General features: G+C 61.5%; 25 protein-coding genes and 2 tRNA genes. 12 read left to right on the forward strand and 15 right to left on the reverse strand.

Features of this window, described 5'->3' with window-relative positions:
• Window positions 1-7 precede the first annotated feature (7 nt).
• Window positions 8-1,561, reverse strand: a complete 1,554-nt coding sequence (gene gadC / locus BN3659_RS06565; protein WP_091535487.1) for a putative glutamine/gamma-aminobutyrate antiporter GadC — start codon at window positions 1,559-1,561, stop codon at window positions 8-10.
• 144 nt (window positions 1,562-1,705) lie between these two features.
• On the opposite strand from gadC, the gene BN3659_RS06570 reads away from it, so the two are divergent.
• Both BN3659_RS06570 and BN3659_RS06575 read left to right on the forward strand, forming a co-directional pair.
• Window positions 1,706-2,692, forward strand: a complete 987-nt coding sequence (locus BN3659_RS06570; protein WP_091535488.1) for a DUF5106 domain-containing protein — start codon at window positions 1,706-1,708, stop codon at window positions 2,690-2,692.
• 129 nt (window positions 2,693-2,821) lie between these two features.
• Complete coding sequence (locus BN3659_RS06575; RefSeq protein ID WP_091535490.1) at window positions 2,822-3,379, forward strand: NADH peroxidase; 558 nt, start codon at window positions 2,822-2,824, stop codon at window positions 3,377-3,379.
• 210 nt (window positions 3,380-3,589) lie between these two features.
• Here BN3659_RS06575 and BN3659_RS06580 read toward each other — a convergent pair whose 3' ends face one another.
• Together BN3659_RS06580 and BN3659_RS06585 are read right to left on the reverse strand one after the other, a co-directional pair.
• Entirely contained in the window at window positions 3,590-3,943 is a 354-nt protein-coding gene (locus BN3659_RS06580; RefSeq protein WP_091535491.1) for a hypothetical protein, read from the reverse strand.
• Between the two features lie 13 nt (window positions 3,944-3,956).
• Entirely contained in the window at window positions 3,957-4,163 is a 207-nt protein-coding gene (locus tag BN3659_RS06585; protein ID WP_091535493.1) for a YtxH domain-containing protein, read from the reverse strand.
• Between the two features lie 60 nt (window positions 4,164-4,223).
• Between BN3659_RS06585 and BN3659_RS06590 the strand changes: the two genes are divergently transcribed.
• Complete coding sequence (locus tag BN3659_RS06590; RefSeq protein ID WP_224757857.1) at window positions 4,224-4,751, forward strand: SLOG family protein; 528 nt, start codon at window positions 4,224-4,226, stop codon at window positions 4,749-4,751.
• Window positions 4,752-5,182: 431 nt separating this feature from the next.
• Here BN3659_RS06590 and BN3659_RS06595 read toward each other — a convergent pair whose 3' ends face one another.
• Both BN3659_RS06595 and BN3659_RS06600 read right to left on the reverse strand, forming a co-directional pair.
• On the reverse strand, window positions 5,183-6,418 hold the full coding sequence (locus BN3659_RS06595) for a 6-phosphofructokinase (RefSeq protein WP_091535499.1): 1,236 nt from the start codon (window positions 6,416-6,418) through the stop codon (window positions 5,183-5,185).
• Window positions 6,419-6,564: 146 nt separating this feature from the next.
• The gene (locus tag BN3659_RS06600) at window positions 6,565-6,765 is read right to left on the reverse strand and encodes a cold-shock protein (protein ID WP_091535504.1); all 201 of its coding nucleotides are present in this window, start codon (window positions 6,763-6,765) and stop codon (window positions 6,565-6,567) included.
• A gap of 140 nt (window positions 6,766-6,905) precedes the next feature.
• Here BN3659_RS06600 and BN3659_RS06605 point away from each other — a divergent pair, with 140 nt between their 5' ends.
• The 3 genes from BN3659_RS06605 (at window position 6,906) to BN3659_RS06620 (ending at window position 9,371) form a co-directional block, all read left to right on the forward strand.
• Window positions 6,906-7,172, forward strand: a complete 267-nt coding sequence (locus BN3659_RS06605) for a hypothetical protein (RefSeq protein ID WP_091535509.1) — start codon at window positions 6,906-6,908, stop codon at window positions 7,170-7,172.
• A 3-nt stretch (window positions 7,173-7,175) separates the two neighbouring features.
• Entirely contained in the window at window positions 7,176-8,249 is a 1,074-nt protein-coding gene (locus BN3659_RS06610) for a TIGR04133 family radical SAM/SPASM protein (RefSeq protein ID WP_091535510.1), read from the forward strand.
• Window positions 8,250-8,984: 735 nt separating this feature from the next.
• Window positions 8,985-9,371 carry a hypothetical protein gene (locus tag BN3659_RS06620; protein ID WP_141682523.1) on the forward strand — a complete coding sequence of 129 codons (387 nt, stop codon included), beginning with the start codon at window positions 8,985-8,987 and terminating at the stop codon, window positions 9,369-9,371.
• Window positions 9,372-9,817: 446 nt separating this feature from the next.
• Here BN3659_RS06620 and BN3659_RS06625 read toward each other — a convergent pair.
• From BN3659_RS06625 to BN3659_RS06660, 7 genes are all read right to left on the reverse strand, one after another.
• Window positions 9,818-9,892, reverse strand: a tRNA-Pro gene (locus tag BN3659_RS06625).
• Window positions 9,893-9,912: 20 nt separating this feature from the next.
• Window positions 9,913-9,987: transfer RNA gene (locus tag BN3659_RS06630), tRNA-Pro, on the reverse strand.
• A 705-nt stretch (window positions 9,988-10,692) separates the two neighbouring features.
• Entirely contained in the window at window positions 10,693-11,328 is a 636-nt protein-coding gene (locus BN3659_RS06635) for an HAD family hydrolase (protein ID WP_091535513.1), read from the reverse strand.
• Window positions 11,329-11,332: 4 nt separating this feature from the next.
• Complete coding sequence (locus BN3659_RS06640; RefSeq protein ID WP_224757856.1) at window positions 11,333-12,577, reverse strand: SDR family NAD(P)-dependent oxidoreductase; 1,245 nt, start codon at window positions 12,575-12,577, stop codon at window positions 11,333-11,335.
• 1 nt (window position 12,578) lies between these two features.
• Window positions 12,579-13,790: an NADH:flavin oxidoreductase gene (locus BN3659_RS06645; RefSeq protein WP_091535516.1), complete on the reverse strand. Its 1,212-nt coding sequence runs from the start codon at window positions 13,788-13,790 to the stop codon at window positions 12,579-12,581.
• A gap of 3 nt (window positions 13,791-13,793) precedes the next feature.
• Entirely contained in the window at window positions 13,794-14,555 is a 762-nt protein-coding gene (locus tag BN3659_RS06650; RefSeq protein ID WP_091535517.1) for a DUF1295 domain-containing protein, read from the reverse strand.
• A 591-nt stretch (window positions 14,556-15,146) separates the two neighbouring features.
• A complete protein-coding gene (locus BN3659_RS06660; RefSeq protein WP_091535519.1) occupies window positions 15,147-16,562 on the reverse strand; it encodes a glutamate decarboxylase in 1,416 nt (471 codons plus the stop codon).
• Window positions 16,563-16,735: 173 nt separating this feature from the next.
• On the opposite strand from BN3659_RS06660, the gene BN3659_RS06665 reads away from it, so the two are divergent.
• Genes BN3659_RS06665 through BN3659_RS06680 form a run of 4 tightly spaced genes read left to right on the forward strand, consistent with a single transcriptional unit; the run spans window position 16,736 to window position 19,154 of the window.
• A complete protein-coding gene (locus BN3659_RS06665) occupies window positions 16,736-17,698 on the forward strand; it encodes an SPFH domain-containing protein (protein WP_091535609.1) in 963 nt (320 codons plus the stop codon).
• A 5-nt stretch (window positions 17,699-17,703) separates the two neighbouring features.
• A complete protein-coding gene (locus BN3659_RS06670) occupies window positions 17,704-17,931 on the forward strand; it encodes a type II toxin-antitoxin system antitoxin (protein WP_091535526.1) in 228 nt (75 codons plus the stop codon).
• Window positions 17,879-18,445 carry a hypothetical protein gene (locus BN3659_RS06675; protein WP_141682524.1) on the forward strand — a complete coding sequence of 189 codons (567 nt, stop codon included), beginning with the start codon at window positions 17,879-17,881 and terminating at the stop codon, window positions 18,443-18,445. The genes BN3659_RS06670 and BN3659_RS06675 overlap by 53 nt, the downstream gene beginning before the upstream one ends.
• A gap of 7 nt (window positions 18,446-18,452) precedes the next feature.
• Window positions 18,453-19,154, forward strand: a complete 702-nt coding sequence (locus tag BN3659_RS06680) for an SIR2 family NAD-dependent protein deacylase (RefSeq protein WP_091535528.1) — start codon at window positions 18,453-18,455, stop codon at window positions 19,152-19,154.
• Between the two features lie 607 nt (window positions 19,155-19,761).
• On the opposite strand, the gene BN3659_RS06685 is transcribed toward BN3659_RS06680, so the two are convergent.
• From BN3659_RS06685 to BN3659_RS06695, 3 genes are read right to left on the reverse strand one after another with little or no spacing between them, the layout of a single operon-like run.
• Window positions 19,762-20,565 (reverse strand): hypothetical protein, encoded by an 804-nt coding sequence (locus tag BN3659_RS06685; protein ID WP_091535529.1) that lies wholly within the window; start codon window positions 20,563-20,565, stop codon window positions 19,762-19,764.
• Between the two features lie 12 nt (window positions 20,566-20,577).
• Window positions 20,578-21,702 carry a methylmalonyl Co-A mutase-associated GTPase MeaB gene (meaB, locus tag BN3659_RS06690; protein ID WP_091535530.1) on the reverse strand — a complete coding sequence of 375 codons (1,125 nt, stop codon included), beginning with the start codon at window positions 21,700-21,702 and terminating at the stop codon, window positions 20,578-20,580.
• A 2-nt stretch (window positions 21,703-21,704) separates the two neighbouring features.
• A complete protein-coding gene (locus tag BN3659_RS06695; RefSeq protein ID WP_091535531.1) occupies window positions 21,705-22,169 on the reverse strand; it encodes a hypothetical protein in 465 nt (154 codons plus the stop codon).
• A gap of 68 nt (window positions 22,170-22,237) precedes the next feature.
• Here BN3659_RS06695 and BN3659_RS06700 point away from each other — a divergent pair, with 68 nt between their 5' ends.
• Both BN3659_RS06700 and mce read left to right on the forward strand, forming a co-directional pair.
• On the forward strand, window positions 22,238-23,251 hold the full coding sequence (locus BN3659_RS06700; protein ID WP_091535533.1) for a glycosyltransferase family 4 protein: 1,014 nt from the start codon (window positions 22,238-22,240) through the stop codon (window positions 23,249-23,251).
• 123 nt (window positions 23,252-23,374) lie between these two features.
• Window positions 23,375-23,785 (forward strand): methylmalonyl-CoA epimerase, encoded by a 411-nt coding sequence (mce, locus tag BN3659_RS06705; RefSeq protein ID WP_087362394.1) that lies wholly within the window; start codon window positions 23,375-23,377, stop codon window positions 23,783-23,785.
• Window positions 23,786-23,792: the final 7 nt, after the last annotated feature.

Genomic DNA, 23,792 nt, shown 5'->3' on the forward strand with positions numbered 1-23,792 from the left:
GGGAAGGTTATTTGTTGCGGAGTTCGGATGACGAAGGTTTAGCCGACGGCGAAGGCTTCGCTTTCGCCGTCGTGTCGGCCGGCACGGCGGCCGGCTGCTCTTCCCAATGGAAGGGGGCGAACTGAGCGGCGGCCTCGGGGTCCTTCCACGAGGGTTTGCGCATGGCGTAGATCACGAACGGAGCGCCCACGACCACGATGCAGCCGATGACGAGCACCGAGAACCAGACGGTGTTGCTGCCCGTGGCGATCTGGCTGGGGGGCACGAAGCTGAGGATGAAGGCCAGCAGGGCGCCGCAGAATCCGACGCAGCCGAGCAGCCACATGAGCCCGTTGCCCTTGCCCAGACGGAACGGACGCGGCGTGTCCTTCATCTTGTAGCGCAGTACGATGGCCGCGGAGAACATCAGCATGTACATGATGAGGTACAGCAGCACGGTGAGCTGCGAGAGGATCTGATAGAACGACTGCACCGAAGGCATCACGACGAACAGGAGCGCCAGCAGCGTAACGACGCATCCCTGAATGAGCAGGATGTTGCGCTGCACGCCGTTCTTGTTCGCTTTCTGGAAGAACGGCGGCAGATAGCCGGCCTTGCCCACGGCGAAGATACCCTTCGAAGGTCCGGCCACCCACGTCAGCACGCCGGCCAGCACGCCGAACATCAGGGCGATGGCGATGATCGGCCCGGCCCACGATATATGCAGATACCTGAAATAGTTGTCGAAGCCGATCAGTAGCGACTGCGTGAGGTTGATGTCTTTGGCCGGAACGATCAGACCCAGCGCGAAAGTGCCCAGCACGAAGATGCAGACCGTTACGAGCGATCCGATGACGATGGCTTTCGGATAGTTGCGCGACGGGTTTTTGACATCCATCACATGGATGCCCATCATCTCCATACCCGCGTAGAAGAGGAAGATGGAGCTGGCGAGCACCAGATTGTCGAATTTCGTGAGGTCGGGAAAGAAGCCCTGCGACATGTCCATGTGGTTCTGTCCGCCGGTCGAGAGGTAGATGATGCCGAGCAGGATCAGAAGCGCCGCGGGGATGATCGTGCCGATCATGCCGCCCCATTTGCTGATCTTGCCGACCCATCCCAGACCTTTGAGGGCGATGAACGTGGCGATCCAGTAGATGGCCAGCACGACGACGAGCGTGAAGACCTTGTTCGAGGCGAGCGTCATGTCGTGCGCCTCGTTCATGCCGATGAATGCGATCGACACCGCGCCGAAGGTCAGCACCGTCGGATACCAGATCGTCGATTCGATCCATTGCAGCCAGATGGCAAGGAATCCCGTGCGGGCGCCGTAGGCTTCGCCCACCCAGCGGAAGACGCCGCCCTGCTTGTCGGAGAACATCGCCGCCAGCTCCGCGGCCACCATGGCCGTCGGAATGAGGAAGACGATCGCGGCGAACAGGTAGTAGAATGCCGACGAAAGCCCGTAGACGGCCTCGGCGGGCAGCCCTCGCAGACTCACTACGGCGGTAATGTTCATAATCGCCAGCGTCATGACGCTCAATTTGAACCCCGTGCTTGTAGTAACTTTCTTTACATCCATAATAAATGTGTTTGAATTTGGTTTTTTAACGGGACGATGCGTTGCAAGGACCGTGCAAATCCCGCCTCGGGTCCTGATTCTGTGGAGCGGCGCGGTGTTTGCGGACGAAAATGAGTATATTTGCTGCACATAATGCTTTTGCCTATGAAATGTCCTCCGGCGCTGCCGCCGCTCGTGCGGCGGGTGCGGCGGATCGCCTCTCGGGCGGTCCGGCCGGCTGTCGTGGCGCTCGTGCTATGCTGCGTCGTGTCGTGCGGCGGGCGCCGTACCCGGGCGGATGCGCTGTCCGCCGCCGCGCCCGAGCCCGCCGTTTTCCGGTCGGTGCGCCCGCCTGCGGGATGTTCCGGCGAAGAGCGGGCCGCCTACATGCGCACGCATTATTGGGACCGGTTCGACTTCGCCGACACGCTCTTTCTTTCGCGCGCCGATACGCTGGAGATGCTCCGTGCTTTCGCCGCCTATGTGGCGCAGTATGTGCGGCCGGACGATCCCGCGCCGATCGACATGCTGATGCGCCGCGCTTCGGCGTCGCGGCCGATGTTCGAATACTTCTGGATGCTCGCCGAGCGGGTGCTCCGCGACCCCAATTCGCCGCTGCGGAGCGACGAGCTCTACATCCCGGTGCTGCGGGCGGCGCTGGCGAGTCCGTGGCTCGACCGGTGGGAGCGCATCCGGCCCGAGCACGAGCTGCGGCTCGCGCTCCGCAACAGGGTGGGGCAGCCGGCGAGCGACTTCCGCTATAGGCTCGCGTCCGGAGCCGAAGGTACGCTCTACGGCATTCGGGCCGAATATACGCTGCTCTACTTCGCCAATCCCGACTGTCCGATGTGCCGGCGCCTCAGCGGGGAGCTGCTGGCTTCGCCCCTGCTCAACGAGCTTACGGAGCGCGGGACGCTCTGCGTGCTGGCAGTCTATCCCGACGCCGACCTCTCGGCGTGGCGCGCCCGCCGGGACGGGATGCCCGCGGCATGGATCGACGCCTGCGATCCCCGCGGCGTCATCCTCGGCGGCGAGCTGTACGATCTGCGGGCGATTCCGTCGCTCTATCTGCTCGACCGCGAAAAATGCGTGCTGGTGAAGGATTCGGCGAGCGTCCCCGAAATCGAGCGGGCGATCGACCGGCGGTCGTGATGCGGCCGTATAGGTTTTGCTTATCGAAATATAAAAAAATACGATCGTTTTTTTAAGGCCGCTCCGTCGGAAAACGTTATCTTTGTCGCCGGAACAGCATATGACACACACAAACTAAAACAGAAAATTATGGCAACAAAGAAATGGCGTTGTACCGTCTGCGGGTACATCCACGAAGGTCCCGAGGCACCCGAGCAGTGCCCGATGTGCAAAGTGGGCAAGGATAAGTTCGTCGAGGTCGTGGAGCAGAGCGAAGGGCTCGAATTCGTTACGGAGCACGTGATCGGCGACGGCAAGGGCGCCAGCAAGGAGCTGTGGGAAGGCTTGCAGAATCACTTCATGGGCGAGTGCACCGAGGTGGGCATGTATCTGGCTATGAGCCGTCAGGCCGACCGCGAGGGCTATCCCGAGATCGCCGAGGCTTACAAGCGCTATGCGTGGGAGGAAGCCGAGCACGCTTCGAAATTCGCCGAACTGATCGGCGAGGTGGTCTGGGACACCAAGACCAACCTCTACAAGCGCATGAATGCCGAGAGCGGCGCCTGCGAAGACAAGATGCGTCTGGCGCGCATGGCCAAGCAGGAGAACCTCGACGCCGTGCACGATACGGTGCACGAGATGGCCAAGGACGAGGCCCGTCATGGCAAGGGCTTCGAGGGACTCTACAAACGTTATTTCGGCAAATAGGCCGCTGACCGGCACAAGGAGACAGGCCGGATCCTCATGCGAGGATCCGGCCTGTCTCGTCGGTGGGCATGCCCCTTGCGTGCGGACGCTCCGTCTCTTTCAGCGGGAGCGGGCGCCGCCTGTTCGGGGCTGCGGCTTCCCGGCTTTTCGCGGCGGGCGGGCACTCCGTCTCTTTCAGCGGGAGCGGGGTGTTCCGCGAGGGTCCGTCCGCTACTTTTTCAGTACGTCGTAGGCTTGTCTGACGCCGAGCAGCGCTCCAAGCAGCCGGAATTTACCGGCCAGCCAGTCATAGCCCGTGCGTGCGGCGTGCGCCACCTCATAGACGGTTTCGATCCGGTCGCGGATGCAGACGATGGTCCGGCGCAGCCAGATGAGGTAGATGGCCGCGGCCGCCACGATGCAGGCTCCGCTGACGATGAGCATCGCCCGGAGCAGCGATCCCATGACCGTCGCGAGCCAGACGACCGAGGAGGTGATGAGCAGCATGCCTCCCGCCGCCGCGATCAGAACGAAGAAGATCAGCGGAAAGACGAAACTGCTGCGCGAATCGTTGTCGCGGTCCATGTGCGGCGGCGTCTTACTTTTCGATCGCTTCGATCTTTTTCTCGAACCGGTCGCGCATCTCTTCTGCCCGGTTCTTCATCTTGTCCGCTCTGTCCTTGACGGCCGTTTTGATCTGACTGCGCATTTCCCGACCCGTTTTCGGGGTGAAGAGAAGCGCCACTACCGAGCCGATGAGCATGCCGCCGATCAGCGAAGAGATACAAGTACCTGTGTTTTTCATAGTCGTTGAATTTTTTTTTAGTGATTGTTACGATACGATCACTTGCAAACTCTGCGCCAAATGGATTATCTTTGCTCCATGTTTTCCGACCGGACCCGAACCGTCTCTTTCACGGGGCATCGCACCTATTGCGGCGAGGCCGATGCGGCGCTCGCCGAGACGCTCCGGCAGCTTTATGCCGAAGGTTACCGCGTGTTTATCAGCGGCATGGCCGTGGGGTTCGACCTTGCGGCAGCCGAGGCCGTGCTGGCGCTGCGCGAGGCGTATCCGGAGGTGCGGCTGGTCTGTGCCGTCCCGTTCGAAGGGCAGGAGCGCCGCTTCCCGGCCGCCGAGAAGGTGCGGTACGGCCGCGTGAGGGAACGCGCGGACGCGAGCGTCGTCGTGTGCGGCGGATACCGCCCCGACTGCTATGCGCGGCGCAACGACTATCTTGCCGACCGCGCCTCGGTGCTCGTGGCGTGGTACGACGGTTCGGCGGGCGGAACACGCTACACCGTGCGCCGCGCACTGCGCACCGGCCGCGAGGTGCGCAATCTCCATCCGTCGGCTTGCGAGGCGGCGCATCCCGGGCAGGGGACGCTGTTCTGAAGGAGGCGTGAAAAGACGGCCTGACGGGGCGGACCTGTCGTTGCGCTGCCGCCGCTCGGTTTCGGCGCTCCTTCCGCCATGAGTTTCGGCGGGAGACTGCCGGGAGGGAGGTCCTCGGCGGACGCCGCACGGGCCTTGCCGCAGCGGATGCTTCGCTTGTCCGCTTTTACGAATCGGAAGGGGGAGGGCTGTCGTTCCGAGAGTTGCCTGCCCGGCAAAGATCGTGAATAACAGTACGAATAGGAAAGAGGCTGTCCGACAAATCAGGACAGCCTCTTTTAAGATGTGCAGGAACGGGGTGGAAGACAAAGCTTCGAAGTCCGCGGCGAAAGGTGTGTTTCGACGCCGTGAGGTCCGGACCGCGGAGCCGATGACGACGGAGCAGCTTGCCCGTTGCGACACACCGCCGCCAGTCGTCGTTCCGGCCGGGCCTACGCCCAGTTGAGGATCTTGTGGAAGTCGTAGGTCTCGGGGTCGGGCACGTAGGCTTTCGCCGCCTCGTAGTCGGCCGGAGTGATGGCGTTGAGGATGTTCTCGACCACCGAGTCGAACTTGTCCGAGTGGATGTCCACCAGACGGGGCGGGATCTTGCCCGTCTCGGGATCCTGCAGGTCCTTCAGGTAGAGCGGCGAGACGTTGCCCTCGCTGTCCACGTAGACCATGCAGCCCGTTTTGCCTTCGGTGAAGAGTTTGTAGACGCCGATGCCCAGCTCCGAGCAGTAGGTCAGGTCGTAGGCGATCGGAGTCTGGCAGCGGATTTCGTAGCCGATCTCCACCGGGCGGCTCTTGACCTTGAGGTGCAGCTCCTTGAGCTTCTTTTCGATCATTTCGTTGAATATGTGCGCTTTCGATACCTTGCCCAACTCGGGATGGCCGTGTTCGTCGTAGGTGAAGTGCACGCCGCTTTTGCGGATCTCTTCGGCGCTCAGAGCGTGGAACACGCCTTCCGAAATGACGGCCGCACCGTAGTCCATGTGCATGATCTTGCGCTTGAGAATCGACGAGATGACCAGATTCACGATCTTCTCCACGGTGATCTCCGTCTTGTCGAACATCTCGGGGATGACAATCATCGGGTAGTGGCACGCCTCGCCGATGCCGAATGCGAGGTGGCCGGCACTGCGGCCCATGGCTGCCAGCACGAACCAGTTGCCGCTCGTGCGGGCGTCGACATAGACGGCGCGGGCGATGACGGCGCCCTTGTCCTTGGCCGATTCGTAGCCGAACGTCGGCGTGCCTTTCGGCAGCGGCAGGTCGTTGTCGATCGTCTTCGGCACGTGGATGTTGGCGATGGGGTATTTCTTGGCTTCGAGGAACTTGGCGATGCGGTTGGCGGTCGAGGCGGTATCGTCGCCGCCTACCGTTACGAGCAGTTTCACGTTGTTGTCGGTGAAGAACTTGAGGTTGAACCGCTCTTCGAAATCGGCGTCCGTGGGCTTGAAACGGCTCATTTGCAGAAACGATCCTCCCTGATTGAAGATGCCGTCGGCCATCGGATAGCTGATGTCCACCATGCGGGGATCGGGGTTGAACAGCCCCGTGTAGCCTTCGTGGAGGCCGATGACGCGGTAGCCTTTGCGGAGAAACGTTTTGGCGACGCTGCCGACCACGGTGTTCATGCCCGGGGCCGGACCGCCGCCCGTAAGAATAGCAATTGCTTCTTTCATAGCGATCGGAATTGTGTTTGAATTAGCCTAATTAACCTTCTTGTCGGATTCGACCCCCAAAAGTACGACATTTTTCCGAGATGTACAAAAAAATGCGGGAACCGCCCGTGGCAGTCCCCGCTTCGTTCGAAGCTGGTAATTATGGTTTACTCAACTACGGTAACGTTTACGGCCTGTTCGCCTTTCGAGCCGTTGCCGATCTCGAATTCGACCTTCTGATGTTCGTTGAGCGATTTGAAACCCTCGGTCGCAATGCCGGAGAAATGTACGAAAATTTCCTTTCCGCTCTCCTCGGTAATGAATCCGTAGCCTTTTTTGCTATCGAACCATTTTACAGTACCTTTCATAAAAAATGAATTAAATGTGTTAATGTTTTACAAAGTAAAGCAAAAATAGTTGGCTTTCAAAACTTTTTGGCATATATTTTTCATTATCGGAATAAATGTTTATATTTGTCCTGACCTTTTTTCAAGGAAAGACGAAGATTATGGATAAGAAAGTGAAACTCGCGCTGCTGGCGCTGCTCGGTTTTTCGACCGCCTGTTCGACCGTCAGGAGCGGCTCGAAGAGCCGGGAACGGGAGCCTGCGGAGGTTGAGCGACCCACGACGATCGTCATGTACGGCGTGCGTCCGCCCGTTCAGGAAGACAAGGCGGGCGAACTTCGGGAGAAGCCGCTGACGGCCGCTCCGGTTCCGGATTCGGATGCAGCCGCTCCGGTGCTCGACGAGGTGCGTCCCGAGAACGGGAAATAGGCCATGGCTCGCCGCAGTCCGGGCCTGAGAAAGCGGATCGGGCTCGATCTATTTTCGAAGCTCTATGCCGCGGAGGTGGCCGAACATGAGTTGCGTACGCTCTTCTGGGAGTGTACGCTTCGTTGCAATCTCGCCTGCCGCCATTGCGGCAGCGATTGTCGCGTGGACCCGGGCGTCGCGGACATGCCGCTGGAGGATTTCCTGCGCGTGCTCGACGAGGAGGTAACGCCTCATGTCGATCCGCGGCGGGTACTCGTCATCTTCTCGGGCGGCGAAGTGCTCGTGCGCGACGATCTGGAGCGTGCGGGCGCCGAGGTCGCACGCCGCGGCTATCCGTGGGGGATGGTTACCAACGGACTGGCGCTCACGCCCGAACGGTTCCGTGCGCTGCGGGATGCGGGGCTGCGCTCGGTGTCGGTGAGTTTCGACGGATTTCCCGAGGTGCACAATTACATCCGCCGCAATCCGCACAGCTACGACCGGGCGCTCGACGCGATCCGCCTCATCGTGCGTGAGGAGGGGCTGGCCTACGACGTCATCACCTGCGTTACGGGGGCGATGGTGCCGCGTCTCGAAGCGTTCCGCGAGTTGCTGCTCGCCGAGGGGGTGAAACACTGGCGCCTGTTCTCGATCTTCCCCGTAGGGCGCGCCAAGAACGACGGGACGCTCCGCATGAGCGACGCACAGTTCCGCGACATGCTCGAATTCATTCGCCGCAGCCGCCGGCTGGGCGGCATCGAGGTCAGCTATGCCTGCGAAGGTTTTCTGGGGCGTTACGAGACGGAAGTGCGCGATCACTTCTACCAATGCGCCGCGGGTGTCTCCGTGGCTTCGATCCGTGTGGACGGGGCGATCTCCGGCTGCACGTCGATCCGCGCCAATTTCCATCAGGGCAACATCTATCGCGACCGGTTCTGGGAGGTGTGGCAAAACCGTTTCGGACCCTTCCGCGACCGCGAGTGGGCCCGCAAGGGGGAGTGCGCCGACTGCGAAATGTTCCGCTACTGTCTGGGCGGCGGCATGCATCTGCACGACGACGAAGGCAATCTGCTCTACTGTCATTACCATCGGTTGTAGCGGTCGGCGGAGGCGGAGCGTCCGTATCTGCGCTCGTTTACGTATATCTTGCAAAGCCGCGAGGGAGCAGGGGGGAGGATACGGGCGTTTGCGGTATTTTTTCACTCTTCTCCGGGCCGTACTGCATACGTTTTCCGAGGTTTTGTCGGCGAATGTTCCGTCACCGGAGGGGCCGACCGCAATGGGCCGATTTTCTGCGGACATCGTTCTGCCCGCATGCTCTTGCCGGCCGGGCGGGAACGGCTGGCTTTCTGTCCGTTTTCGGCGGTAGTGCGGACAGGTGAGGCGGAGGGCGGTGGATGGAGGGACGTGGCACCCTGTAACGTGGTGCATAGACCGGTTCTCGGAAAGGGGCGCAGATGAGGCGGAGCTGCGGAATCCGTCCGCGAACGAAATCGCCTTTGACGTCGGACGGGGAGGTGTCGGAAGACGTTTTCACCTGCGGTTCTCTTGAACTCGTGCAGGCTGCCTCCCAAGCCGCGTCCCTGCTTTTTCGCCGACGACGGATGATCCTGCACCTGTTTTTGACGCTGCGAATGAAACGGCCCGTCGCTCATGCCGTCGCCCTTCTCGTGCTTTCAGAGGATATGCGGCGAATCGCCGAGGGTGCTTTGCTGCGAGAGGATGGAATGAATCCGTGATCGGACGATCGCATTGCTTATCTTTCGCATATTCCCGATGACCGGTGGCCGGGAAATGACGGTATTGCGGTCGTAACTCCGAATATTTTCATTTATGAAGAAGTCATGGAGCGCATATCGACCGGATCCACGAAAAAGGTACGAAATCATGATCGCTCTGAGGAGTGATATGCGCGGTATCGCCGACGTAGCCCGCCGCATGCAGAAATACCTGACCCAAGGAGATGGCATGAAAACTTACGGCGTGCAGCTGCGCATCGACGGCGGTTATGGTCGTGCGCAGGATAGCTGGGGCGGGGAATATGCGGACAGAGAATCGCAACCGCACGTAAAGATCCGAGCTATGATACAGATTATGAGTGGATACCGCCCCCCCCCTCGCCGGGTAGACGATGCCGTCGTTGGGATCGGTCTGTGCAGTCAGGTTATGTTTGCGGCCGATGAAGAAACGGTACGACCTGTTGAATGTCCGCGAAGATGATCCGCAGGCATCGCTCGATAGCGGTCCGTCGGTTCATGGCGTCGTCAGAAAAGGCGTTATTACCCATACGGAGGCAGGCGATTCGTTTTTCGAAAAGCGCTCCTGAAGCGCAGGGACCGGATCTTCGGAGCTCCGGACTATCGCATGACGGGTCGAGCCGACACCGGATCGCAGCGTCTCATGTCTGTAGGTTGCGGACGGCGCCTTGCGGGCAGAGGACTATGCCGCAGACGATGTGCGGAATTTCGTTCGGGAAGCGGAAAGATTTCAGCACTCGTGCGATATCGAGTGTGCCTGTAATGAGGCGGAGCAGGGGATTTGCCCGATACGTCCCCCCCCCTCCGTGTTGCGCCTTCCGAGAATTGCCTGTTCGGAAAAGAGCTCGTAAAACGAGCGGTATGAATATGAAAAAAGGAGCTATAATTTTTTATAGCCCCCTCTCTCTGTCGGGGAGACTGGATTCGAACCAGCGACCTCCAACTCCCGAAGCTGGCGCGCTAACCGGACTGCGCTACACCCCGAACGATATTTTTCCGACGAGTCGGGGTAGCGGGATTCGAACCCACGACCCCCTGCTCCCAAAGCAGGTGCGCTAACCGGACTGCGCTACACCCCGTCGTTCTCCGCTTTCGGATTCCGGGCCGCACCCTTGGGGCGGAGGCGGCCCTCCGGACGGCGGAGGAAATTCCGATGATTTCGGGATGCAAAGTTAGCGTCTTTTTTATGGATTGCAAATTTTTAGGACAAAAAATAATGAGGTATATCGTTTTTTTGTTCGTCCGCATCCGTCGCGGTCCGCGCCGTTTCGCAGCGCACAGCTCGTCGGATGCCGGGCGGAGGTGCTGCCGAAAGGCATTCGTGCGACACGCGCGAACGGGTCTTTGCGCCGGAGCCCGTTTGATCGCCCTTGGCGTTACGGTTTGCTGTTGCGGCTTTTCCGTCTTTATACCGCCGGCGCCGGGCGGCATGTGCGGGGACCGCCGGACCGTGCCGGACTGCGGCGAAGTGCCGTCCGCTGCATTGCGACGGACCGCGGAGGGTTGCCGGCGCCGGGCGGTGCCGCGTCGGTATCCCCCGACAAGAAATCGACCGTTCGGAATCGTGCCGGACGATGACGGGATCCGCCGCAGGTCCGGGGCGCGAAGCTGTCCGGAGAAATCCCGCCGTCCGCTTTCGCTCCCCCCCCCGGCAATTCGTTTGCGGCTCAGCATGCGCCGAAGAACCGTGGGGCGCAGGCATGAGCGACCGCATTTGCCGCAGTCGTTCCGTTGTCGCTCCGGAGGTCGTCCGCCCTGTCCCTCGGTCGTCGCTCGGCTGCGCGTCAGCCGGGCAGGAGGTCGTCGAACAGATGGCGGAAGTCTTCGCGCGGCGCAGGCATGTAGACGTCGAAGCCCAGATCGCGGGCTGCGTTCACGTTTTTCCGTCCGTCGTCGATGAAAAGCGTCTCGTGCGGAACGAGGCCGCTGTCGGCGATCATCGCCCGGAAGATCTCGGGCGAGGGCTTGAGCAGGTGCATTTCGTAGGAGACGTAGAGTTTGTCGAAATAATCGTTCACGGTGCGTCCGTCGGCCGTGAAGCAGCAGTCGACGATGTAGGGCATCACCAACGGATTGTTGTTCGTGAGCATGTAGAGTTTCAGCCCCCGTTCGCGCAGGCGGGCCAGCATCCGCAGTTTGTAGACGGGTATGCCGACGATGAACGAGCGGTAGGCGTCGGCGATCTGCCGGTCGGTTGCTTCGCTGCGGCCCGAAATGCGCCGTATTTCGTCGCAGGCTTCGTGGGACGTGAGGTCGCCGCGCTCCAGCTTTTCGAAGACTTCGGCCGGGTAGTAGGGGTCGATCAGATCGGCGATCCGGGGCATGCCCAGAGCGCGGAACGAGGCTCGGCAGCGTTCGATGTCGAGGTCGGCCAGTACGCCGCCGAGGTCGAATACGATATTTTGAATGGTAGCGTTCATGTCGTCATTTTTGAAATTTCATGGTATGGCGCCGCAGCGGCCGCAGAGCTCCCGTCGGGAGCAGTTTGCAGAGGGGTATCCAAATCCTGTTCCACCAGTCGGGCACGATGCACCTCCGTCCCCGGAACAGAGCCCGCAGCCCCCGGCGGGCGCAGCTCTCGGCCGAGATCAGCACTCCGAGCCGGAGCCCGATCCGCTGCCAGCGGGGCGGCAGCCCGTAGAGGTCGGTCGCCACCCCGGCGGGGCAGACGGCCGTAACGCGGATGCCGTGTTCGCGCACCTCTCGGGCGAAAGCCACCGAGAAACTGCGCAGATAGGCTTTGCTGGCGCTGTAGAGCGAGAGCCCCGGGAAAGGCATCCACAGCGAGAAGGAGGACATGTTGAGGATGTACCCTCCGCGGCCGCGCCGCACCATGTCGGCTGCAAAGTGCCGGCAGTTGAGCGTGGCGGTGAGGTCGTGCAGCAGGATGATGCGGGCGATCCGCCGGTCGGGCGTTGCGAGCAGGTCGCAGAAGGAGAAGATTCCCGCGTTGTTGATGAGTACGTCGACGCCGATTCCCTGCGACCGCACCCATGCGAAGAGCTCGTCGGATGCCTCCTCGCGTGCGAGGTCGATCGCCAGCGTGCGGATGTCGAGCGAAGGGTGGGAGACGCGCAGTTCATCTGCGGCCCGGACGATGTGCTCCGGCGCGAGCCCCGCGAGGACGAGATTGTAGCCCCGGTCGGCCAATTGTTCGGCATATCGGCGGCCGATACCGGTGCCGGCGCCCGTAATGAGGGCCCATGGCGTGTCCTGCGGCACTTCGCCGCCTCCGGGGTTCGGGCGCTTCGGACGCTTCGGACGGTCGGCCGCATCCCCGCATGCGGCCGGCGTGCGGTTCGCCGTTTCCTGAGCGGAAGTATCCGTCTGTGCTCCGGTCCCTGCCTCCGGCGTGTCGGGGCGGGCGGTCGGTTGCGCGTCCGTCGGTCGGTCTGCCGGTGCGTGCGTCGTGTCGCCGGGCCGTTCGCCGGTCGGCTTGTCGGCATGCGGCGTCATGCTGCCGGGCTGCTTGTCTGCCGGCGTGTGCGTCGTGTCGCCGGGCCGTTCGCCGGTCGGCTTGTCGGCATGCGGCGTCATGCTGCCGGGTTGCTTGTCTGCCGGCGTGTGCGTCGTGTCGCCGGGCCGTTCGCCGGTCGGTCTCGTACCCTTTTCAGACTGCTCCGGCTTGCGGGTGCCGGCGACGCTTCGTTTCGTTTCGGTCGTCTCCATCTCAGGGCAGTTCGGCGAGTTCTTTGCGGATTTTGGCCGGCAGGTCGGGGCAGTGCTTGCAGCACTTCATGTCCACGGAGTACATGCGGGCGATGCAGTAGTTGCGGTGGTCGCACTCGCTGCGCGTCTCGGCGTCGCCTTCGCGGAGTTTGCGCACGAAGGCGGGGTCGTTCACGAGTGCACGGGCCATTTGCACCAGTTCGAATCCGGCGTCCAGCGCACGGTCGATCCCCTTGCGGCTGACCAGTCCGCCCACGTAGACCAGCGGACATTTCAGCTCGGCGCGGAATTTCGCGGCGTCCTCCAGAAAATAGCACTCCTCGAACGGGAACTGCCGGATCATGTAGGGGCCGCACCAGCGGATGAAGCAGCGGAGCCAGAGCGGCGAGTAGTAGCTCATGGTGTAGATCGGGATCAGCCCCCGCATGACCGCCATCGGCGCTTTCGAGACGAAGCCGCCCGAGAGGACGATCCCGTCGACGCCGAAGCGTTCGATCTCCCGGGCGATTTCGAGACTTTCGGGGATCTCGATGCCGCCCCGGAACCCGTCGTACATGTTGTGTTTCACGAGTACGGCCGTGCGCGTCTGCGCTGCGGCCTCCATCACCTCCGTGAGGCACATCCGAAGGAAGCGCATCCGGTTTTCGAGCGATCCGCCGTATTCGTCGCGGCGGCGGTTGGTGTAGGGCGAGAGGAACTGCGAGATCAGATAGCCGTGGCCGGCGTGGACCTCCACGCTGTCGAATCCGGCGTCGTGGGCCGTGCGCACGGCGCGTCCGAAGTCTTTGGCCACGTCGGCGATCTCGCTGCGCCGCATGCCCCGCACGGGGGTGTAGGCATAAAGGTTGAAACCCGTCGAGGCGCCGATCGGGATCTGTCCGGCGGTGGAGTAGTGGGTCATGTTGCCGCAGTGGCCGATCTGGATGCCGGCGGCCGCGCCCTCGGCATGCACGGCGTCGGTGATGTCGCGCAGCGCCGGCACGATCCGGGGCCGGAGCCAGAGTTGTTTGCGGAACGACAGTCCGCTGCGGCTGACGGCGGCATAGGCCAGCGTCGTCATGCCGACGCCGCCGCGCGCCACGCTCACGTGGTAATCCTTGAGCTGCTGCGTGGGGCCGAAATCCTTGCCCATGGATTCGAAAGCCGCCGAACGGATCGTCCGGTTGCGCAGCAGGACGGGGCCGAGCTGATAGGGGGTGAAGAGATTCGACATGGATCAGTATATGAACGGTATGATTCTTTTGCGTTTGAGGACCGTGAATTCCTCGCCGAATTCGGCCGTATAGCGTTTGTAGAGCGAGGCGGAGCGGGGCGCGAGGTTGGCGAAGGTCCACCACACGAACACCGCGCCGGCCCACGACCACGAGGCGACGGCGAAACCCGTCCACTCGGTCAGCTCGCCGAAGTAGTTGGCCGAGCTGACGTAGCGGAACATGCCGCCGCGCGGGATGTAGTGGCGCGTGTCGCCCTCCTTGCGCAGGCCGCGTATGATGGCGTCCGAGCGGCGGTTGACGTACATGCCCGCGAAGAAGATCGCAGCACCGATGTAGATATAAGGCCGGGCGAACCACCCTTCGTAGTAGTCGGCCGGCGAGACGAAGAAGATCCAGCCTCCCTGCATCAGAGCGTTGAGCGTGTTGAAGAGCATGCCCATCGCGACGATTCCGAAGGGCATTTTCGAGCGGCCCCGCAGCCGGAGCGGAAAGATGAAGGCGCGGTAGAGGTAGTGGCTCTGGAACATCAGGAAGAGTACGAGCGGTGCGGCCTGCCACGTGCGGTCCGAGAGGAGCCAGAGGATCGTCATGGCGACGAAGACGGGCGCCTCCATCAGCATCCAGCCGAGCTTGTTGGAGACGGGGAAGCCGTAGCGGCGGTCAAACAGGTAGCCGTAGCCCGCTTCGAAGAAGTGGAGGGCGACGTATACGACCAGTGCGAGCGCCGCCATCGCGATGAGGAAAATATCGAAGGTCTCTGTCATGTTGCGATTGGTGTTCGGTAAAACACACAAAGGTATGAAAAATCGGACGCAAAACGAAATTTATTCGGTTTTGCCGGGACGGAGCATCCGAGTCGGAGCCGAAGATGCGAATGAACCGGGTGCGAAACGCGACCGAATGCGTTTCGCGGGGCGGGTGTTTCCGAAGCGGAAGATCGGCGGATCCTGCAAAACATTGAGGAACGGACGGCGGATGGTTTGCGGCAGGCGTTCGGAAGGTGCGGACCGCTCCGTCCGGAGCGGTCCGTGTCTGTTCCACATTTATCTTTTCTTACCGGATTCAGCCGGTCCTGTTCTGCTTCGTCCGGTCCGGTCCCGTCCGGTGCGGTTGGGGCCGTTCGAGGACCGGCGGTCCGCCGGTTCGTCGCGGGAGGGGAGGCGTCGTCGCGGGAAGACTTTCCGCTTTCCGTGCGGGATGCGGTTTGTCCGGCATCCGCGAAAAGGGGGTGTCCGGCGCGTTTATTCAACTTTACGGGTATGCCTGTTCGGAGAAAAAGATGATGACGGTACGCATAAAAGAGGCTGTCTGCGATTCGCCAGACAGCCTCTTTTCGCTATGGTCCGAAGAACGGTTCAATGGGTGAAGACCCGTCCCAGCTGCTTCTCCTGCTTTTCGTAGGCGATGCGCGACGTGGTGGGGTATTCCAGCTTTTCGAATTCGGCGACGGCGTTGCGGATGTCGCCCAACAGCATGTCGGCCATGTCGCGCGACATGCCCTGACGCACCACGATACGCATGACCACCAGATCCTCGATGTTCTTGGGCATCGTGTAGGCCGGGACCATCCAGCCGCTCTGTTGCAGTTTGGCCTGCAGGTCGTAGAGGGTCCACTTCGCCTTCTTGTCGTAATCGGGCTTCATGTACCAGATGAAGAGCGGGTTGACCAGCTTGTCGGCGTAGTTCTCGAAACAGGGCATCTTGCCGATTTCGTCGTGGCAGTACTGCGCCACGTCCATCGAGTTCTGCTGCACCTCCTTGTAGCCTTCGAATCCCAGCCGGATGAAGTTGTAGTACTGTCCGAGGATCTGCGCGGCGGGACGCGAGAAGTTGAGCCCTACCTGCGTGATGTTGGCGCCGAGGTAGTTGACGCTGAACGACATTTCGTCGGGCAGGTATTTCTTGTCCTTCCATACGACCCATCCCAGACCCGGGTATACGAGACCGTACTTGTGGCCCGACGTGGAGATCGAGAGCACCCATTTGAGGCGGAAGTCCCATTTGACCTCGGGGTTGAGGAACGGGAGGATGAAACCGCCCGATGCGGCGTCCACGTGGATCGGAATTTCATAGCCCGTCTGGGCGTTGTAGGCGTCGAGTTCCTTGTCCAGCGCTTCGATGTCGTCGTTGAGCCCCGTCCACGTAACGCCTGCGATCGGCACGATGCAGATCGTGTTTTCGTCGCACATGTCGAGCGCCTGTTTCGGATCGAGCGTGATTCGGTCGAGCGTCAGAGGCACGGTGCGCAATTCGATCTGCCAGAGCTGGCAGAACTTCTCCCAAACCACCTGAAAACCGGCGCTCATCACCAGATTGGGTTTGTCGATGGGTTTGCCGGCGGCCTGCCGGCGGTGGCGCCAGCGAAGCCATGCGGCCACGCCGCCCAGCATGCAGGCTTCGGACGAGCCGATGCCCAGCGCGCCGGTTTTCCACTCGGCTTTTTCGGGCGTGTTCCACAGGTTGGCCATGATGTTGATGCAGCGGCCGCACATCACGGCGACGCGCGGGTATTCCGTTTCGTCGATGTAGTTGACGTCGATGGCTTCGTTCATCAGGCGCGTGGCATAGTCGTCCATGTAGGTCGTTACGAACGTGGCGAGATTCAGCCGCGGCTGGGTCTGGGCATAGGTTTCGTCCTTGACCAGCTGGTAGGCGATCTCGGGTGCGGTCTTGTTTTTCGGGATGAACTCCGTCGGTGCGGGAGTGAGCATCTTTTTCGAGCCGAAGATAGCGGTCGTAACGTTCTCTCTGGTGTCGTTTTTTTGATCCATAACGAAAAAATAATTAAAGTTTACATCCTCTGTCGAATCCATAAACTGTGCCAGCGGACGGCATGCGGCGGAGAGCCCGGTCCGTGGAAAAATCGGAACGGAGCGTGGGAAAGTCCGAAAAAATTTTCTATATTTGTAATATCATTGTGATATTACTTAAAAAACTGAACGACATGGAAAACAGGAATTTCGTTTACGACGGATGGAAAACCGGCGGATTCGTCGCCCTGCCGCTGATCCTCGCGGGGCTCGCCGCCGGCATCGTGCTGATCGCATCGGGGGCGGGCGTCTTGTCCGAACTCTCCGGCGGGCTGGGGACGCTCGCGGTCGTCGCGGGGGTGCTGTGGTTCGTTGCGATGATCGTCTGCCTCAAGGGATTCATGCTGCTCGAACCGAACGAGGCCCGTGTGATGGTCTTTTTCGGCAAGTACCGGGGAACATTTTACGACACGGGCTTCTGGTGGGTCAATCCGCTGATGTCGGCCAAGAATATTTCGGTCCGCGCCCGCAACCTCAATGTCGAGCCCATCAAGGTGAACGACAAGACGGGGAATCCGATTCTCATCGGTTTGGTGCTGGTGTGGAAGATCAAGCGCGACGACATTTACAAGGCTGTTTTCGAGATCGACGCTCCGACCGGTGCGGGACAGGCGGCCGTCTCGGCCAGCGCACGCATGAACATACTCGAAAATTTCGTCGGCGTGCAGAGCGACGCCGCCCTCAGGCAGGTAGCCGGATGCTATGCCTACGACAACAGCGGTGTGGCGGACGACGAGCTGACGCTCCGCTCGAACAGTGCGGAGATCAACGAGCAGCTCGAAAGCAAGCTCGACGAACGTCTGGCGATGGCCGGCATCGAGGTGGTCGAAGCCCGGATCAACTATCTGGCCTACGCTCCGGAGATCGCGGCCGTGATGCTGCGCCGCCAGCAGGCCGACGCGATCATCGCGGCGCGTGAAAAGATCGTCGAAGGGGCGGTTACGATGGTGCGGATGGCACTCGACAGGCTGTCCGACGAACGGATCGTGGAGCTCGACGAGGAACGCAAGGCCGCGATGGTGAGCAATCTGCTGGTCGTGTTGTGTGCCGACGAGGCCGCGCAGCCCGTCGTCAATGCGGGAACGTTGCATCATTGACGGTCATGGCGAAACGGGACCGGACGAAGAGTTTCGTGCTCCGTGTGGATGCCGCGACGATGGAGGCGCTCGAAGCGTGGGCCGCCGACGAGTTCCGCAGCATCAACGGTCAGCTGCAATGGCTCATAGCCGACGCCCTGCGCCGCAGCGGAAGAATGAAGAAAGTAACGGAAAATACGAATGAAACCGCAAGACAAAACTCCGGGCCGGAAGATCCGGCTGGGGAAATATGATATGGGAGTGCTGCGCGGTGCGGGCTGGATGGCCCTGTTCACTGCGCGGTTCTGGCGCGAGCTCGTTTTCAACCGGCTGTGGCTCGGTCTGGTGCCGGTCGGGGCGGCGGCGTTCGTCGTGATGTTCCTGCTGAACCGGTATGCGGCCGGTTTTTCGGTGCCGACGGCGATGGGCAAGGCGTTCGTCTACTGTCTCTGGAGTGCTTTTTGTTATGCGATCGGAATCTGGAGCGTGGTTTGCCGCAGGCTCGGTATCGGCGAGGACGGCGAAGAGGACGGCGAAGAGGGTGAAGACAGCGACGGCGGCGGACGCTTTGCCGGACGATGGGCCGCCTGTCTGCTCCTCGGCGCGCTGGCTCTTCTGTTCGTCGGCTGGGTCTGCTGGCCGGCGATCGGTTACTGGCTGTGGGGGCGGGGCGACTGGATCGCAGCCGTTACGGGGCCTGTGTTCAAGATCGTACTCGTGGCGTCGTTCTTCTGCCCCGTGATTTGGAATCACTCTCTTGAGAAATAGTCGGGATATGAAAAGAATCGTAGTTTTCACCGGGGCGGGCATGAGCGCCGACAGCGGTCTGGCCACGTTCCGCGATGCGGACGGCCTGTGGGCCAACTACCGGATCGAGGAGGTCTGCACGCCCGAAGCGTTGGCGCGCGACCGCCGCAAGGTGGTGGAATTTTACAACATGCGCCGCCGCGAAATGCTCGAAAAGGAGCCGAATGCGGGCCACCGCGCCATCGCCGGGCTCGAAAAACGGTTCGACGTGGAGGTGCTGACGCAGAATGTGGACGATCTGCACGAACGGGCCGGATCGTCCCGCGTTACGCATCTGCACGGAGAACTCGCGAAACTCCGCTCGTCGCGCGATCCGGAGCTCGTCGTGCCGATCGAAGGGTGGGAGCAGCGGCTCGACGCCACGGCTCCCGACGGCGCGCTGCTGCGGCCGCATATCGTCTTTTTCGGCGAGGCGGTACCGATGTTCGATGCGGCGGCGCGGATCGCCTCGACGGCCGACGTGCTCGTCGTGGTGGGCACTTCGCTGGCGGTCTATCCGGCGGCGGCGCTCGTGCGCTGCGTGCGTCCCGAGGTGCCGGTTTACCTCGTGGATCCCGGGTCGCCCGATACGACGATGATCCGCAATCCGCTGACCCACATTCGTGCACGGGCCGCAGTCGGAATGCCGGAGCTGGCTGCGCGGCTCGTCGCGGAGTACGGCGAACGTTGATCTCCGGTCTCTTTTCCGCGATGTCGCGTCGTGCGAAATCTTCGGCAGCCGCTCTGCGCCGGGGCGGGGCGTTTCCCGCGTTTCGGAGCGATTGCGGAGCGGTCTCGGCATCGTTCGGTGCGATTCCGGAAGGTTCGGGTTCCGTTCCTCCGCAGCAGGTCCGGCCGAGGCCGGCAGTCGGTCGCAAAGAGAGGCGTGGCGGGCCGCCCCTCCCCCGGGACAACGGCCTGTCCTGCGGCCGGGGCCCGATCGCGAATCCTCTCGAATCCGGCTCGCTTTGGTTTTACCGGGTGTTTTAGGAGACACGGATCCTCCGTTCGGTCCGGTGCCGCCGGCGGATCTACGCCCTCTGTCCGGCGGGGATGTGGGGCGCGAACGGGCTGACAGCTCCGTTCTGACGATCCGAGGGTGTCCGACAAGTCGCAGACACCCTCTTTCGAAGCATTCCTGTCCGGACCCGATTCCGGAATATGCGGTTCTCGGAGAAGCGGAAAAACTTGCCCGACATTCCCATTCCCGGATTCGGGGCACGCCGGACAACCGCCGTCTCCGCCTTGTGCGGACAAGCGCTCTGCGCGAGCGGAGGAGGTTTTGCGCCCGGCGGCCGCTATTTGTAGGAGATCGTGTAGGTGTTGATCGTCGCTCCGGTGTCGTCTTTCTCGGTGATGCGGGTGATGCGGTCCGCGTCGTCCGTCTCGTAGGTGTAGCGGTATTCGACTTCCTGTGCGGAATCCTCCGTCCTGCGCATCTTCGGCAGATCGGAGTCCCGTTTGCCGCCCCAGCCGTAGAGCATCGGGAAGGTATTGTCGCCGTGCGACTCCTGCGCGATCAGATAGGAGAGGTTGAGGTTGGCGTCGTTAGCGAGGTCGCCGTACTCGAAAATCGTCGTCGAAAGCAGTTTCGGAACGACGGAGCTTTGGCCCGGTCCGTATTTTTTTATCATGGCCAGATTGCAGCGGTCGCCGGCGAGCAGGTATTGGTAATCGCTCCACCGGCCTTCGGTCTGCTCCGGTTCGTAGTAGTAGCCGTTGGCGTTGTAATGATAGGAGGCCAGTGTCCGGTCGCCGGAGACGAGTTCCCGCGCATAGCCCTCTTCGTCGAGCAGGAGCGTGAGCGGTTCGCCGTTGTCCGTGCCGATGTCGATCCGTCCGTTGCCGTAGACGAATTCCCGGACGGAACTGCTCACCTGCGTATCCGTGTCGACGAGGGTCGTGATCTGCTGTTTCACACGTTGCTGTTCGTCGTAGAAAAAGGTCGTGATGGCGACATCGCCCGAGCGTTGCTCCGTTCGGATCTGGCTGATCAGCTCGGACACGGGTTCCGGCTGGCTGATGGTGCTCTCCTTGACGGAGCATCCTGTGAGTACGGCGCATGCCAGCGCCGCGATGGGAAGATAGAAAGTGCTTTTCATGGGTCGGGTGTTCTATCGTTTAGCGGATTTATCTTCGAAATAGAGGTCCAGCAGCTCTTTGGCCGCGATGAACGAACTGAGACGGGCGTCGAGCACGCGCTGTTCGTAATCGCCGATCCGTTTCTCGACTTGGGGATCGTGGTAGAAACTGTTGCGCAGCGCTTCGTTGATGCTCTCGTACATCCAATATTTGTTCTGCCGGTTGCGGTTGTGCTGGAAATAGCCGTTGGATTCGGTGTGCGCGAGAAACTCCTCGACGCCTTTCCAGACCTCTTCCAGACCGGTCCGGGCGACCGCCGAGCAGGTGTAGACCTTGGGCCGCCATCCCGATTCGGGCATGGGAAAGAGCCGCAAGGCTCCTTGGAACTGGGTCTTGGCCAGTTCGGCCTTGTGGATGTTCTCGCCGTCGGCCTTGGTGATGACCATGATGTCGGCCATCTCCATGATGCCGCGTTTGATGCCTTGCAGTTCGTCGCCCGCGCCGGAGATTTGCAGCAGCATGAACATGTCCACCATCGAGTGCACGGCCGTCTCGGACTGTCCGACGCCCACGGTCTCGATGAAGATCACGTCGAATCCGGCCGCTTCGCACAGCACGATTGTTTCGCGCGTCTTGCGGGCGACGCCGCCCAGCGAGCCCGCCGAAGGCGAGGGGCGGATGAAGACATCGGGATTGGACGAGATGCTCTCCATGCGGGTCTTGTCGCCGAGGATCGAGCCGCCGCTCCGCTCCGACGAGGGGTCGATGGCCAGCACGGCGAGCTTGTGCCGCAGCGACGTAACCATGTTGCCGACGGCTTCGATGAAGGTCGATTTGCCCGCGCCCGGGACGCCCGTGATGCCGATGCGGACCGATCGGCCCGCATGGGGCAGACAGCGTTCGATGATCTCCTGCGCCTGTTGATAGTGGTCGGGATTGCTGCTCTCGACGAGCGTGATGGCCTGCGAGAGAACGGTGATGTCGCCCCGGAGGATGCCGGCGACATACTCCTCGGTGGAGAGACGGCGTCTTTTCGGTCTGCGGAAGTGAGGATTGACGATGGGTTGGTCGGCGACGCCTTCGGTTACGTTGAGCGCGCTGTCGTGATGGGCGTCGATATACTCTTTTTCGTAGTGGTCGATTTTGGTGAAAGACATGGTTATTCAGCGATTTTTTCGATAAAAGCAGGGGTCAGTTGCAGGGAGTTTCCCATCCATAAGGCACGGTTTTTGGCATCGGTCAGCACGCCGAACGGCAGGTAGGCGACACCGAAGTTCGCGAAGCTTCTGCCCGAAGCGTCGAATCCCACTCCGATCCGCTGCGAAACGTAGGGGCGCAGGATGGCTGCGACCTTCTCTTCGCTCTCTTGTGCGACGACCACGATCCGCAGTCGTCCGCCGAGTTCGTCGGCTGCGGCTTTCAGCCGGTCGAGCGAACGGATGCCCTCCTTGTTCGACGAGTGGTAGAATTCGATGTAGGTCAGCGGTGCCGCTTCGGGCTGGCGGCCTTCGAGCCAGCCCGAGATTTTCAGCTCGGGTACGCGCTCGCCCAGCGCGATGCGCTGCGCCTGTGCGCCGCACGCTCCCGAGAGCACGAAGAGAAAGATAAGGAGTACGTTTTTCATGGTACGACTTATTTTCAGCGAAGATACGAAATATTTGCCACAATGACGAACAACTTCTGCTTTTTGTTATGAAAATAGGCTTCGATTCCGTTCCGGAGGCCCTCCCCGGAACCTACTGCGGACGACTCGTCGAAATTCTCTCCGAATATGCTCCGGAACATGAATATGTCGTTGGAGGAGAGCCGGACGACGAGGCGGATGTCTACCACAGCTCCGCCTCTCCGCTCGCACAGGGAGTGCGTCTGCGGGGCGCGCGCCGGGTGGTTACGGTCCGCGACCTCAATTTCCTGCGCTACCCGCGGATGTACACGTTCTTCGACCGGATGGTCCGCCTCAGGCTTTACAGACGTTCGTGCCGTTCGGCGGCGTGCGTGATCGCCCTGAGCCGCGGGGCCAAGGAGGAACTCGCCGAGAGGCTCGGCATCGACCCGCGGAAGATCGAGGTGCTGCTGCCGCTGGGAGTGCATCCGCCGGCGGCGCCGGCCGGCGAGGCCGAGTGCGAGGCCGTGCGCCGCAAGTACGGGCTGCCCGGACGCTACGTGCTCGCCGTCGGCGTGCCCGAGGTGAGGCTCCGTCTCGTCGAAATCTTCGATGCGGTGCGCGACTCGGACGCCGGCTGCGCGCTGGTCGTGTGCGGCCGGCGGACGGGTTATTCCGATTTCCTGTCGGAATATGCCCGCGCCACGGGCGGCGCCGGGCGGATCGAGTTCGTCTACGAATCCGCGCCGGCCGATCTGCCGGCCCTGATGCGGATGGCCGAGGCTTATGTCTCGATGTCCGATCCCGAGGTCGGGACTTCGCTGCGGCCGCTCGTCGAGGCGATGCGTTCGGGCGTGCCTGCGGTGTTGAGCGATACGCCGCTCCACCGCGAGACGGCGGCCGATGCGGCCGTGTATGCGGCCTCCGGCGACGAAGCCGCGCTCTGCGGCGCTCTGCGGAGCGTGCTGTGCGACAAGGAGTTCCGCGCGTGTCTCGCCGGGCGCGGACGGGTCCGCTCCGAAATCTTCTCCGAGCGGGCCGTGGCCCGGCGTCTGTCCGAGATTTACGGCTCGTTGCAGGCTTGTCCGGAACGGCCGGAATAGGTCTGAAAACGGTTGAAAAAATATGTGTGAAATCTGTTTTTATTTCCGAAATAGATTTCTATCTTTGTGTGCGCAAAAGAAAACGTACGAAACGAATACATACTAATCTTAATTTTTTCAACCATGAAAGTATCTCACATCGAGCATCTTGGCATTGCAGTGAAGAGCCTTGATGAGGCAATCCCCTATTGGGAAAACGTGATCGGTCTGAAATGTTATGCGATCGAGGAAGTGCCCGACCAGAAGGTCCGCACGGCGTTCTTCATGCTGGGCCAGACCAAAATCGAACTGCTCGAACCCACTTCGGAGGAGTCGACCATCGCCAAGTTCATCGAAAACCGCGGCATCGGCATCCACCACATGGCTCTGGCCTGCGAGAACATCGAGGAGCAGCTCGCCGACGCCGAGGCGCACGGCATCCGTCTGATCGACAAGACCCCGCGCAAGGGCGCCGAGGGCATGACGATCGCTTTCCTGCACCCCAAGTCGACGCAGGGCATCCTCACCGAGCTGTGCGAGAACAAGAACAAATAATCCAAAC

It is taken from the genome of Alistipes sp. CHKCI003, from assembly GCF_900021155.1.
Classification (GTDB): Bacteria; Bacteroidota; Bacteroidia; order Bacteroidales; family Rikenellaceae; genus Alistipes; species Alistipes excrementavium.